We start from the raw sequence: 13,661 nt of genomic DNA, 5'->3' as shown, positions 1-13,661 counted from the left end.
ATTTTCAGGATTTACATTAAATAAATTCATAATCAAGCATTCTTTTATCTATCAAATAACGATGAATCAATTCAGCTAACTTATTTCCTTAAAATTAATCTCGCTTACGACTTAATAACCACCAAATCATTACAATGAAAAGCAAGCTCGGGATCAATGCACCAAAAATAGCAGGAATACCGTAAACTACACTCGTTTGTCCTAAAATTTCATTAACAACATAAAATAAAAATCCTACACAAATCCCAGTAACTATCCTTGCGCCTGCAGTCACACTGCGTAGCGAGCCAAAAATAAAAGATAAGGCTAATAACATCATTACGCCAACGGATACAGGCTGGAAAATTTTACGCCAAAACGTGAGTTCAAAACGACTCACATCTTGCCCTGTTTCACGCAGAAATGAAATGTAATGATATAAACCTGAGATAGATAATGATGTCGGGCGCAAAGAAACCGCACCTAATTTATCTGGCGTCAAACTAGTTTCCCAAGTTTCTGATAAATGATTCGTTGTGATGATTTCATCTTTCGTAATCGTTGAATGATTAACTTGACGCAATGTCCATTTAGCTTCATCTTCAGAATAACTCGCCTGGTTTGCATGTTTTAATTTTATTAAATTCTGCTGTAGATCAAAGGTATAAATATAAATATCGTCTAATTTTGTATCATCCGTCACACGCCTAACAAATACAAAATGATGACCATCTTTCGCCCACACACCATTTTTAATTGAAAGTATTGAACCACCAGAAAGAGCCTTAGCACGCATATCTCGTGCAAATTGTTCTGTTTGTGGAATTCCCCACTCCCCAATAATCATTGTAAATACTACTAATGGTAATGCAGTTTTCATTACCGCTATACCTATTTTAAAGCGAGAAAATCCAGCTGATTGCATAATAACAAGTTCGCTTCTGCTAGCAAGATTACCTAGTGCAATTAATGCCCCAAGCAATGCTGCCATAGGAAAGAAAGTTTCAATATCTTTCGGTATAGTTAAACCAGTAAAAATTACCGCTTGCCAAATATCATAAGTGCCTTTACCTACACTACGAAATTGTTCGACAAATTTAATAATCGCCGACAATCCCACTAAAGTCATTAAAGTAGCAAAAATCGTGCCAAGAATACTTTTTCCAATATAACGATCAAGGGTATTTATCATTTTGCCGATCCTTTCTTACTGAATAAATAGCGAAATTTATACATTATTTCACTGTCCCAGCTATTCAACACCACAGCAAGTAAGAAAAATCCGATATTAACAAGCGGCATTAAGAGTTCAGCCTCTAATTTTCCCGCTGAACCTGCAGATTTAAAAGAGCTTTGTAACAAGAAATAAATTAAATAGAGTAAAAGTGCGGGTAAAATTTTGGCAAATCTACCTTGTCGAGGATTTACGCGACTTAATGGTACAGCAATCAATGCCATTAATGGCACTGCCAAAATTAAGGTAATACGCCAATGCAATTCAGCTTTCGCAGAAGAAGAATCTAAATCGATAAGTTGAGACAATGTTAATTCTGCTACTTCATCATTGGTATTTTCTGCGGATTGATAACCTAAATAGGCGTGATATTCATCAAAATGCGTAATGCGAAAATCTGGCAAAGCGGAGGTTCCTTCAACCCGTTTTGTATTTTTCAAATTTAAGACTTGATCACCATTTGGCAACGCAATTAATTCCCCTTTTTCAGCTGTTATCACTGAAGGTTTTGTTTGTTTTTGAGGTGTCATTTGAAATAAATAAACATTGCGGATTTGATTATCTTTAATCTTATCAATAAATAACACAACGTTATTGTTATTGGTAGAAATAAACTGACCTGAAGACAGCACGCCAACGGTTGGATTAGCCTTTGCATCTTCCACCATATTCACTTGTTTTTGAATTGCCCAAGGCGAAAGCCATAATGCGTTATAGGCGGCAATACCTGCCGTTAATAAAGACATAATCAGTGCCACTTTAACCAAAATCCGTTGCCCCACACCGCACGCACGCATTACTGTGATTTCACTTTCAGCGTAAAGGCGACCAAAAGTCAGTAAAATCGCAATAAATAAACATAGTGGCAACATCAACTGCGCCATTGTTGGCATTCCCAAGCCTAATAAAGAGAAAACCAAATCAGCTGGCACATTCCCATTTGCCGCCGCACCTAATACACGCACAAACTGCTGACTAAAAAAAATCAATAGCAAAATTAGTAAAATTGCGATTTGGCTTTTGAAAACTTCTTTTATTAAATATCGAATTAAAATCATCTTATTTCGTTTGTTTTTCTAAATCTAAAACGGAGGAAAACTGGATAAAATCGGTCGCATATGATAACTTATTTTCGCTGAATTAAACAGAAATTTAAGGACAACAAATGAAATATCAAGCAAAAAATACCGCACTTTCTCAAGCCACTGATTGCATTGTTTTAGGCGTCTATGAAAATAATAAATTTTCAAAAAGTTTTAATGAAATCGATCAATTAACCCAAGGTTATTTAAACGATTTAGTGAAATCAGGTGAGCTCACTGGCAAATTAGCCCAAACCATTTTACTTCGTGATCTTCAAGGTTTATCTGCTAAACGCCTATTAATCGTTGGCTGTGGCAAAAAAGGAGAACTCACAGAGCGTCAATATAAACAAATCATCCAAGCTGTATTAAAAACGCTAAAAGAAACCAACGCGCGTGAAGTCGTTTCTTATTTAACTGAAATTGAATTAAAAGATCGTGATCTTTATTGGAATATCCGCTTTGCCATTGAAACGATTGAACACACCAATTATCAATTTGATCATTTCAAATCTCAAAAAGCAGAAACCTCTGTTTTAGAATCTTTCATCTTCAATACGGATTGTGCTCAAGCACAACAAGCTATTTCTCACGCCAATGCCATTAGCTCAGGCATAAAAGCAGCACGCGACATCGCAAATATGCCACCAAATATTTGTAATCCAGCTTATCTTGCTGAGCAAGCAAAAAATTTAGCAGAAAATTCTACCGCACTTTCATTGAAAGTTGTGGATGAAGAAGAAATGGCAAAACTTGGAATGAACGCTTATCTTGCCGTCTCAAAAGGCTCTGAAAACCGTGCTTATATGTCTGTTTTAACATTCAATAATGCGCCAGATAAAAACGCCAAACCTATTGTACTTGTAGGCAAAGGATTAACCTTTGATGCTGGCGGTATTTCACTTAAACCCGCCGCAGATATGGATGAAATGAAATATGATATGTGCGGTGCAGCCTCTGTCTTCGGCACAATGAAAGCCATTGCACAGTTGAACTTGCCATTAAACGTTATTGGTGTTTTAGCAGGTTGTGAAAATCTGCCAGATGGCAATGCTTATCGCCCAGGCGATATTCTTACCACTATGAATGGTTTAACCGTAGAAGTGCTCAACACCGATGCGGAAGGTCGCTTAGTGCTTTGTGATGCCCTTACTTATGTTGAGCGTTTTGAACCTGAGCTTGTTATTGATGTTGCAACCTTGACTGGTGCTTGTGTGGTTGCACTAGGGCAACACAATAGCGGCTTAGTTTCTACAGATAACAATCTTGCCAATGCACTACTCCAAGCCGCAACAGAAACCACTGACAAAGCGTGGCGTTTACCATTAAGCGAAGAATATCAAGAGCAACTGAAATCACCTTTCGCCGACCTTGCCAACATTGGCGGTCGTTGGGGTGGTGCAATTACAGCGGGTGCATTTTTGTCTAACTTCACGAAAAAATATCGCTGGGCTCATTTAGACATTGCAGGTACAGCTTGGTTACAAGGCGCAAATAAAGGTGCAACAGGTCGCCCTGTTTCGCTATTAACCCAATTTTTGATTAATCAGGTTAAATAAAATAGGTATAAAAATAACCGCACTTTTGAAAAGTGTGGTTATTCGTATTATTTTCCCGAACGATACGCCTTATCCATCGCCATAATCACCTCACGTACCACTTTTTTCTGCTCTTGTGGCAAATTCAAGAATATCTGAAAAAGCGTTTGATCTTGATAGCTTGCTGCACTTTCCCAAATATGCTTATTCGGTTCTTTTTTCTTTTCTAATTTTGCAACTTGATAGGCTCTTTTATCTGATACTAATTCTTGAATATCAATTTCAAGCCATTTCGCCAAGGTTTGTAAGCGAGCAAGCGAAGGCAATCCCTCTCCTCTTAACCAGCGAGCGACAGCGTGCAAACCAATCGGTTTACCATAATGACGTAAGTTAAATTCACGCTCAATTACCGAGGCTTTTGGTTCATAGCCCTTCTCAATCAAGATACGACGTAAATTTGTTGCAAATTTTTCTTTTTCATTCATATCTGCAACTTTAAACAGATCTTTTTGATTTACGAAAATCTTGATGAAAAATTACGTAACAATTATTATAATTACGCTTTAAATTACGTTAAAAGTTACGTTAATTACGTTATGACCAAACAAATTAAATCAAAACAGCGTGTTGCGGATCACGGGGAAGTGTTTACTCGTGAGCAAGAAGTAAATGTGATGTTAGATCTTGTTAAAGATGAAACCTTACGGATTGAATCCCGTTTTCTTGAGCCCGCTTGTGGTAATGGCAATTTTTTAATTCAAATTCTGAAAAGAAAATTAGAAATCGTTGAAAAAAACTACCGCACTTCTCAACGAGAATATGAGTTTTATGCGGTGCTAGCAGTCTGCTCTATTTATGGTATTGAACTATTGAAAGATAACGTTAAGGCTTGTCGCAAGCGGTTACTTTCTTATTTTATTTTGCAATATGAACAAACATTTCCCAACCAGACGAATCCTGATTGCATTGCGGTGGTGGCTTTTATTCTGAGCCTGAACATTGTGCAAGGAAATGCCTTAACCATGTGCTACACCGAGAGTCAAGAATTTTTGCATTTTTCGCAATGGTCTCCCGTGTCGTTTCCTCGCAAATTTTCACTCAAACGGCACGATTTCCAATATCAATATTTGGTGGATAACGCGGGTTCGCCTTATCAATCCTTACAAGAATTTCGAAGCTGTTATTTTCTGGACATCCAAAATGCAAAACCCATCGATAAACTATAACCCTGACGTGCTTTCTTGCTTGGCGAATTTATCAAATGACGAAGTGTTTACCTCGCCTGCACTTGCCAATCAAATGTTGGATTTATTGCCGCAAGAATTATTCTGTTCATCAAAAACAACATTTCTCGATCCTGCCACTAAATCAGGCGTGTTTTTACGAGAAATTGCCAAACGATTATTGGAAGGGTTAAAAGACGAAATCCCCGATTTACAAACACGAATCAACCATATTCTAACCAAACAAATTTTTGGCTTAGGTATAACCGAACTCACTGCTTTACTTGCCCGTCGCACACTTTATTGCAGCCGTGAAGCTAATGGAAAATTTTCTGTTTGTGAGGGATTTAACCACCCGCAAGGCAATATTTTTTATTCTCCGCTAAAACACCAATGGGAAAACGGACGTTGCATAAAGTGCGGTGCAAGTGAACAAGTTTATGACCGTCGCGATGAATTAGAAAACCACGCCTATTCCTTTATTCATCAAGAGTTAGCCAATATCAATGAGAAATTACCTGTGAAATTTGATGTCATTATCGGCAATCCGCCGTATCAGTTAAGTGATGGTGGTGCACAAGCCAGTGCCAAACCGATTTATGATCAATTTGTACAACAAGCCATTAAATTACAGCCCAAATACCTTTCGATGATTATTCCTGCAAGATGGTTTACAGGCGGGAAAGGTTTAGATGATTTTCGTGATCAAATGCTCAATGACCGACGAATTTCAGAAATTCATGATTTTCCAAATTCAAGTGATTGTTTTACTGGTGTAGAAATTAAAGGTGGGGTTTGTTACTTCCTTTGGGAACAACAACACAACGATGATTGCTTAATTGTGACACATGAAAAAAATTCGCAAATTTCTGAAATGAAACGACCGCTTAAAGAAGAGGGATTAGATTTTTTAATTCGTTATAACAGTGCTATTCACATTTTAAGGAAAGTAAAAGAAAAAGAAGAAAAAAGTTTTAGTGATGTAATTAGTGGAAGAAAGCCATTTGGATTAGCAACAAATTTTAAAGGAAATTCTGTACCGTATAAATCATCAGTTCATAACGTAAAACTTTATCAAAATAAAGGTACTGGTTATGTAAAACAAGAAGATATACCTGTTAATAAGCAATGGATTCATACTCATAAAGTTATTGCACCTTATGCTGTGGGTTCCGGAGATAGTAAAACCGACTGGGTAAAACCGATTTATGCCGAACCCAATACCGCTTGCACGGAAACTTATCTTGTTATGGGACCATTTGAAGATAAGCAAACCTGTGAAAATGTAATGAGTTACATTAATACGCGCTTTTTCCATTTTATGCTTACGCTCAAGAAAAATACCCAACATACCACTAAAAAAGTCTATGAACTTGTTCCAATGCAAGACTTCTCTAAACCATGGACAGACAAAGAACTCTATGAAAAATATCAATTAACGCAAGCAGAAATTGAATATATTGAATCAATGGTTCGCCCTGTTTCTAATGAATAACGCTCAAGATCCCCCTCTTTAGAAAAGAGGGGTTAGGGGAGATTTGATTGCGATCTTAATTTCTCATGAGCTTCGTTTTCATTCCTGCCAAATCTCCCCCCTGCCCCTCTTTGCTAAAGAGGGGAGTTTTTGAGCAAAATTTATATTTTATATGTCTGTAATACCACAAAGGAAAAACAATGAGCTACCTTTCACCGCTACGTCGTCCGAGAATTTATGCTTACGCTGACACCCGTTATCCCAATTGTCTAAAAGTCGGTTACACCACAAGAACCGTAACGGAACGCTTAAAAGAACAATATCCTGTTGTATTACCTTCCCAAAGTTATCGTATTGAACTAGACCAAGAGGCAATCCGTGAAGATGGCTCATTTTTTACTGATCACGAAGTGCATCAAGTTTTGCTGAAACATGGCGTAGAACGTCTTGATGGAGAATGGTTTAAATGTGATTTAAAAGCAGTACAAGTGGCATTATTGGAAATAAAAACGGGCGTAGTGCAGAAACGCCAAGCGATTTTTAACTTCGGCATGCGTCCTGAACAGCAAAGTGCGGTGGAAAAAGCGGTTGATTATTTCCAGAATTTTGTCAATGACCCACTTAATCAAGATAAAATTCCCCATTTTCTTTGGAATGCAAAAATGCGTTTTGGGAAAACCTTTGCAGCGTACCAATTAGCAAAAAGAATGGGGTGGAAGAAAGTGTTAGTACTAACGTTTAAACCTGCAGTACAAAACGCGTGGCAAGAAGATTTACAAAATCACCTTGATTTCCAAGATTGGGCGTTCGTGACAGAAGAAAAAGATTGGCAAATGAATGCGAATTTTCCGCAGGTTTGTTTTGGTTCGTTCCAAGATTATTTGGGCAAAAGCAAAGCGGGCGGGATTAAGCTCAAAAATGAATGGGTACACGCTATCAATTGGGACTGTGTGATTTTTGATGAATATCACTACGGTGCGTGGCGAGACAAGGCGAAAGATCTCTTTGCCGATAATGATTGGGAGAAAGAGCAATCCAAGCAACAGAAAGCCGAAGAGCACGAAATGGAGCTTGATTCGCCTAACTACTTTGATGAGGAATTGTTGCCAATTACCACCGATCATTACCTTTATTTATCGGGTACGCCATTCCGTGCCATCAATTCGGGCGAGTTTATTGAAGAGCAAATTTTCAACTGGACGTATTCCGATGAGCAAAAAGCCAAAAATACGTGGGAAGGCGAAGATAACCCATATTTAGCCTTGCCGAAAATGGTGATGCTGACTTATCAATTACCCGATGAAATTCGTGAAGTTGCCTTAAAAGGAGAGTTTGCTGAGTTTGATTTAAATGTATTTTTCTCTGCTACAGGTGAAGGAGAAAAAGCGAAATTTAAATACCAAAATGAAGTGCAAAAATGGTTAGATCTTATTCGTGGGCAGCTACTTTCTACTACGGTAGATAATCTCAAAATGGGCGCAGAACGCCCACCAATGCCATTTAGTGATGCCAATTTATTAGGCAGTTTGTTACACACCCTTTGGTTCTTACCAAATGTGGCAAGCTGTTATGCAATGCGGAATTTATTGGCTCAATCGCAAAATACGTTTTACCACGATTATCAAATTATTGTGGCGGCAGGTAATGAAGCAGGAATGGGGGCTGATGCATTAATTCCCGTGAAAAAGGCGATGCAAGATCCACTTAAAACCAAAAGCATTACGCTTAGCTGTGGTAAATTGACGACAGGTGTATCCGTTGCACCTTGGGCAGGGATTTTTATGTTGCGAAACCTTGCCAGCCCGGAAACTTATTTCCAAGCAGCTTTCCGCGTGCAAACCCCTTGGGTATTACGTGGACAAGATCCGAATAATCCCAATGCACAATGTATTCTAAAAGAGAATTGCTATGTGTTTGATTTCGCACCAGACCGAGCATTGCGACAGCTTGCTGATTACAGCTGCCAACTGAATACAGAGAGTATTAACCCAGAACGTAAAGTGGCGGAATTTATCCAATTTTTGCCTGTGTTGGCATATAATGGAAGCTCAATGCTACCAATTGATGCATCGGGCATTTTAGATATGGTGATGAGTGGCACAACGGCAACACTTTTGGCACGTCGTTGGGAAAGTGCGTTGTTGGTGAACGTGGACAATGACACACTTAGAAAACTGAAAAATAACGATCAGGCAATGAAAGCATTGATGAATATTGAAGGCTTCCGTCAGTTAAATTTAGATTTAGAAACCATCATCAATAAATCAGAAGCAGTCAAAAAAGCGAAAAAAGAGTCAGGCGATAACCCGACACCGCAAGAGAAAAAAGCGATTTCGGAGGAAGAAAAAGCGGAGAAAAGTTTGCGTAAACAGATTCAAGAAAAATTGATAAAGTTCGCCACCCGTATTCCGATTTTTATGTATTTGACCGATTACCGCGAATATATCTTAGAAGATGTAATCCGACAACTAGATAGTGAATTATTTAAAAAGGTGACAGGCTTAACGCAAGCCGATTTTGATCTATTAGTCAGCCTTAATTTGTTTAATAAAGGTTTGATGAACGATGCTGTATTTAAATTCAAACGCTATGAAGATAGCAGTCTTGAGTATACTGGTGTTGTGAAACATCATTCAGAACAAATTGGACTTTATGATACAACAGTGGATATTCGTGAATATAAAGGAGAATATTAGTTTTCGTTTTTTAAAAATTGTGGATTGTTAGTAATCCACAATCTTTAAATATTAACTAAGAATTAAATAACCACAAAACTGGCACACGTTGCACCTTTAAATCGATTACTCTGCTAGTTCGGTTTGCTCGTGTGCCATCAGTTCCTGACCCACATCATCAAGCAAACTTAGATAACGTTCATATTGTTTCAACATATCGGCAATCAATTCATCTTGATCCATATATTGAACATCGTAACCGACTCGTCCATCAAAGAAATAAGTGTAAGGCTCGTAAGTAACACTATGCTGAATGTGCGGTAGATTTTCATCGTTAATTAATTGCTCTGACACTTCTCGCCCAACAGATTTAATACCATACATAAAATCTCGCATTGATTCTTTATGAATTACCAATTCCAAAGCTGGCTCTTCTTGTTCAAATAATGTGTTGATTTCTACACTTAAATTATATTTTCCTGTTAATTCTTGACGTAATTCTCGCATAGCGGGTAACGCCGTATTTTTAAGGAAACGTAAAATATCTTTCTCTTGCGTTTGGTTCATCATTTGCTCTAAATGTGATTTCCATTTATCGCCGCTCCAGAAGATACTAGTTGGATTGACTTTAGTAGAAAAATATTTTTTATCCGCAATTAAGCCTTTCCATAAACTAAAACACATTACCAACATCAATAAAGCAAAAGGCAAGGCAACAATTAATGTCATTGTTTGCAAATTAGCAAGTCCACCAGATTGCATAAGCACAATTGCAACAACTGACATTAAAGTGCCCCACATTATGGCTTGCCACGCAGGCGAAGCTAAACTTTTATCACGAGATGCAATGTTATTTAACACATAAATACCTGAATCCGCTGAAGTGATAAAAAACAATGAAATCACTAATAAACTCACAAAGCCTGTTACTGTTGGCAAAGGCAGATAATTTAAAAATTTAAATAATAAAATTTCTGGGGAAGAAATAAATTCGCCAAGCCCACCCGCAGCAATGCCATCATTTAGCCATACTGCTGTATTACCAAAAACAGTAAACCATAAAATACCAAATAAACTTGGAATAACTAATACACCAAAAATAAATTCACGGATAGTTCGTCCTTTAGAAATACGGGCAATAAATAAACCCACAAACGGAGCCCAAGAACACCACCAAGCCCAATAAAGCACAGTCCATCCGCTAAACCAGCCAGTATGTTCTTGTTCATAAGCATAGGTTTTAAAACTGAGTTGCACTAAATTGCTGAAATAATTACCAATATTGTCGCTAAATGCAGATAAAAGGTATAACGTAGGGCCTGCAATTAAAACAAACAGAAGTAAACAAAATGCTAAAGTTAAGTTAATTTCACTTAATATTTTCACGCCTTTTCCAACACCAGAAATGGCAGAAAATACCGCTAAACACATCACTACAATAATAACGCCAACTTGTAAAGCAAAGCTGTTCTGGCTTATCCAACCTATTTGTTCAAGCCCTGCACCAAGCTGTGATGAACCAAAACCTAATGTAGTAATAATCCCAAATAATGTGGCAAGTAACGCCATTACATCAATCGCATCGCCGATTTTGCCATTAATACGATCTTTTAATAAAGGATAAAAACAAGAGCGCAACGCTAAAGGTAATTTATAACGAAACCCAAAATAAGCTAATGCTAAAGCAATGGTGCCATATACTGCCCACGCGTGAATTCCCCAGTGGAACAGAGTATGAAGTAAAGCCTCTTGTTGTTTATGTTCTGCAGAACCTGCTGTAATGTCAGAAAGATAATGGGTTAATGGTTCTGCTACGCCAAAAAACATCAACCCCACCCCCATTCCAGCGGCAAATAACATCGCAAGCCAAGATAAGAAACTAAATTCAGGTTCTTCTTCATCCTGCCCTAATTTTATATTGCCAAGACTACTTACTGATAAAATTAATAAAAATCCTAAAAACACTGAAAAAGTGAGTACATAAAACCAACTAAAATTAGCAAAAATACCACTTTTAGCTTGATTCAATAATGCTTGAGTTTGCTCTGGCGCAATAAAAATCATTGCCATCAGTAACAACACAAAAAATAATGTAACGCCAATTACCAAAGGATTAAATGACGTTCGCTTTGTCATAAATTGAGATAAAGACAAACTTTTCCCCTTAACGATTAAGTGAATAGATTTAATAAAAATTGCCTAGAGGCAAAAATGTGTAATGGAACCACTACAAAGGACAGCACATAGAAGTGCGATTTTGAAGGAAACGTTCAGTAGGAATTGAAGGATTGTTTCCAAAAACTTGTATATATTAACAAAATACAGTCATTATTTCAAATTAGTGAAAGCTAAAGTGAAAAGTGCGGTAAAATTTACAAAATAATTTACCGCACAAATATCATTTATTTTAAAGCCATTTCTACAAAGATATTATTGCTTTTAAACCAATTCTTTTCCCCTCTTTTACAACGTTTTCTAACCGCACTTTGAATCCGTGTAATTCCGCAATTCGCATGACAATAGAAAGCCCTAAGCCACTTCCCTTTTCATTTTGCCCAGCTGGACGATAAAAACGCTGTCCAAGTTTTTTCAAATCTTCAGGTTCAACGCCACCACCATTGTCCTCAATAATAATCTGTGAGGATGAAATTTTTACTGAAACGATTGTATCTTCAGGACAATATTTAATAGCATTGTCGAGTAAATTTCTAAGCATCAATGAAACTAAAACTAATTGTCCTTGTTTTTGCTTTGGTTCAGATTCTTTCTCAAAAACCAAGGTAATTTTACGTTTTTCTGCCACAAAATAACGCTCAGAAATTAATGATTGAACAATGGCTTCCCAATCAAGCAGCTGTAGTGTTTCTAAGGCTTGCAAATTATCCAAGCGGGAGAGCGTTAATAATTGTTCAATCAATTGCGAAGCCCGATCAATGCCTTGCGTTAAATGTAAAAGTGCTTGTTCTCGTAACGCTATATCATCGCCAGCGAGTTGCGCAACTTCAGTTTGAATACGCAATGCCGCCAATGGACTACGCAATTCGTGAGCTGCATCAGAAGTAAAACGGCGTTCTCGTTGCAACATAGCTGAAGTGCGGTCAAAAAATTGATTTAAATTTTTTACTAAGGGCAACATTTCAACGGGTAAACCCGAAGGATTAAGCAGTGATACATCGCCAGATTTTCGACTTTGCACTTCTTGACTTAAACGTTTAATTGGTCGAAGTTCTTTATGAATCAACCATACTAAAACGATAATCAAAATAGGCAAACTCGCAAACCAAATCCACATTTGCCCAAAAATCATTTCTTCAATTAAATCTTCACGGTAATCTAATTCTTGCCCTACTGCGATAAATAATTCTCCATTAGCTGCCGTACGCCAAAAAATTCGCCATTTATCGTCATCATCATAAATATTCTCGTTATAAAACCCCGTTTTATAATTAAAAATAAAATCCTTTCCATTTCGTCCATCACTAAATAAAAGTTTCCCTGTTTTAGAAAAAATAGCAAAGGCTAAGGCATCATCGTCATAACTTTTTTTTAATGCCGACTGTGAATTTTTATCTAGCTTTGTGCTAGATTCCAACAAAATAGCACTTAAATCAGAATTAGCGAGCCGTTCGGCAAAGAGAACTTGTTGTGCATCAAAAACTTTATTCACATCGTGACGTACTTGCCACCAAGCCACCAGCGTAGAACCAAACCAAACTAAAAGTGCGGTTAAAGAAAGCACAGAAATAAGACGCAAAGTAATGCTTCTATTTTTCATTTTTCAACTTGTCCTAAAGCATATCCAACACCATGTACCGTGCGAATAAATTGTTTCCCCAATTTTTGGCGTAAATTATAAATATGCACATCTAATGCGCCACTGCTAATTTCTTCATCCCAACTGGATAATTTTTCTTCAATCGATGTGCGAGACAGCACACGATCTTTATTCAGCATAAGTAATTCTAATAATTTATATTCACGGCTTGTTAAAGAAATAGGTTGATTATTCAGCCAAACGGAACGTTGATTCTGATCGAGCTTAACACCAGCATGCTCAATTACTGAATGATGATGACCATAACGACGACGAATAAGTGCTTGCAAGCGCGCCGCAACTTCAGCCAAAGCAAAAGGCTTGCAAAGGTAATCATCTGCACCACTTTGTAAACCTTTGACGCGTTCATCTAAGGTATCTCGAGCAGTCAAAATTAATACGGGAGCATCTTGACGATTAGATCGCCATTGTTGCAATACATCTAATCCGTCAAGTTTAGGCAAGGTTAAATCCAATACCACCGCATCATAAGGCGCAGAGGTTAAAGCAGCCATTCCTGTTTTTCCATCGGTAAACCAATCCACCGCAAAACCAAGTTTAGTTAAACCAATCTGCAGCCCATTGCCGATTAGATTATCATCTTCTATCAATAAAATTCTCATAAAAAATTGACCGCACTTT

At 37.5% G+C, this 13,661-nt stretch carries 10 protein-coding genes; 4 read left to right on the top strand and 6 right to left on the bottom strand.

Annotation, left to right across the window (positions count from 1 at the left end):
* Positions 1–94 precede the first annotated feature (94 nt).
* Both lptG and lptF read right to left on the bottom strand, forming a co-directional pair.
* A complete protein-coding gene (gene lptG, locus K6J66_RS05650) occupies positions 95–1,171 on the bottom strand; it encodes an LPS export ABC transporter permease LptG (protein ID WP_038439665.1) in 1,077 nt (358 codons plus the stop codon).
* Entirely contained in the window at positions 1,168–2,271 is a 1,104-nt protein-coding gene (gene lptF, locus K6J66_RS05645) for an LPS export ABC transporter permease LptF (protein ID WP_005658246.1), read from the bottom strand. The genes lptG and lptF overlap by 4 nt, the downstream gene beginning before the upstream one ends.
* Positions 2,272–2,378: 107 nt before the next feature.
* Between lptF and K6J66_RS05640 the strand changes: the two genes are divergently transcribed.
* Complete coding sequence (locus tag K6J66_RS05640) at positions 2,379–3,854, top strand: leucyl aminopeptidase (protein ID WP_038439664.1); 1,476 nt, start codon at positions 2,379–2,381, stop codon at positions 3,852–3,854.
* A 47-nt stretch (positions 3,855–3,901) separates the two neighbouring features.
* Here K6J66_RS05640 and K6J66_RS05635 read toward each other — a convergent pair whose 3' ends face one another.
* Positions 3,902–4,318, bottom strand: a complete 417-nt coding sequence (locus tag K6J66_RS05635) for a hypothetical protein (protein ID WP_005692117.1) — start codon at positions 4,316–4,318, stop codon at positions 3,902–3,904.
* A 111-nt stretch (positions 4,319–4,429) separates the two neighbouring features.
* On the opposite strand from K6J66_RS05635, the gene K6J66_RS05630 reads away from it, so the two are divergent.
* The 3 genes from K6J66_RS05630 to K6J66_RS05620 all read left to right on the top strand — a co-directional run bounded on the left by K6J66_RS05630 (position 4,430) and on the right by K6J66_RS05620 (position 9,226).
* Positions 4,430–5,059: a DNA methyltransferase gene (locus K6J66_RS05630; protein WP_005692119.1), complete on the top strand. Its 630-nt coding sequence runs from the start codon at positions 4,430–4,432 to the stop codon at positions 5,057–5,059.
* Positions 5,034–6,551: an Eco57I restriction-modification methylase domain-containing protein gene (locus K6J66_RS05625; RefSeq protein WP_061723927.1), complete on the top strand. Its 1,518-nt coding sequence runs from the start codon at positions 5,034–5,036 to the stop codon at positions 6,549–6,551. Before K6J66_RS05630 ends, K6J66_RS05625 begins: the two co-directional genes overlap by 26 nt.
* Positions 6,552–6,730: 179 nt before the next feature.
* A complete protein-coding gene (locus K6J66_RS05620) occupies positions 6,731–9,226 on the top strand; it encodes a DEAD/DEAH box helicase (protein ID WP_110442628.1) in 2,496 nt (831 codons plus the stop codon).
* Between the two features lie 105 nt (positions 9,227–9,331).
* Here K6J66_RS05620 and K6J66_RS05615 read toward each other — a convergent pair whose 3' ends face one another.
* The 3 genes from K6J66_RS05615 to K6J66_RS05605 form a co-directional block, all read right to left on the bottom strand.
* Positions 9,332–11,359 (bottom strand): BCCT family transporter, encoded by a 2,028-nt coding sequence (locus tag K6J66_RS05615; RefSeq protein WP_038439662.1) that lies wholly within the window; start codon positions 11,357–11,359, stop codon positions 9,332–9,334.
* 265 nt (positions 11,360–11,624) lie between these two features.
* Positions 11,625–12,980, bottom strand: a complete 1,356-nt coding sequence (qseC, locus tag K6J66_RS05610; RefSeq protein WP_038439660.1) for a quorum sensing histidine kinase QseC — start codon at positions 12,978–12,980, stop codon at positions 11,625–11,627.
* Positions 12,977–13,642, bottom strand: coding sequence for a response regulator (locus tag K6J66_RS05605; RefSeq protein WP_038439659.1), 666 nt, complete (start codon positions 13,640–13,642; stop codon positions 12,977–12,979). Before K6J66_RS05605 ends, qseC begins: the two co-directional genes overlap by 4 nt.
* Positions 13,643–13,661: the final 19 nt, after the last annotated feature.

The organism is Haemophilus influenzae (genome assembly GCF_019703545.1).
GTDB lineage: Bacteria > Pseudomonadota > Gammaproteobacteria > Enterobacterales > Pasteurellaceae > Haemophilus > Haemophilus influenzae_E.
This window is presented reverse-complemented; position numbering and strand designations above follow the sequence as displayed.

Bases quoted from the DNA above. Each gene is read 5' to 3' on its own strand.
- lptG (WP_038439665.1), bottom strand. From the start codon at position 1,171: ATGATAAATACCCTTGATCGTTATATTGGAAAAAGTATTCTTGGCACG.
- lptF (WP_005658246.1), bottom strand. From the start codon at position 2,271: ATGATTTTAATTCGATATTTAATAAAAGAAGTTTTCAAAAGCCAAATC.
- K6J66_RS05640 (WP_038439664.1), top strand. From the start codon at position 2,379: ATGAAATATCAAGCAAAAAATACCGCACTTTCTCAAGCCACTGATTGC.
- K6J66_RS05635 (WP_005692117.1), bottom strand. From the start codon at position 4,318: ATGAATGAAAAAGAAAAATTTGCAACAAATTTACGTCGTATCTTGATT.
- K6J66_RS05630 (WP_005692119.1), top strand. From the start codon at position 4,430: ATGACCAAACAAATTAAATCAAAACAGCGTGTTGCGGATCACGGGGAA.
- K6J66_RS05625 (WP_061723927.1), top strand. From the start codon at position 5,034: ATGCAAAACCCATCGATAAACTATAACCCTGACGTGCTTTCTTGCTTG.
- K6J66_RS05620 (WP_110442628.1), top strand. From the start codon at position 6,731: ATGAGCTACCTTTCACCGCTACGTCGTCCGAGAATTTATGCTTACGCT.
- qseC (WP_038439660.1), bottom strand. From the start codon at position 12,980: ATGAAAAATAGAAGCATTACTTTGCGTCTTATTTCTGTGCTTTCTTTA.
- K6J66_RS05605 (WP_038439659.1), bottom strand. From the start codon at position 13,642: ATGAGAATTTTATTGATAGAAGATGATAATCTAATCGGCAATGGGCTG.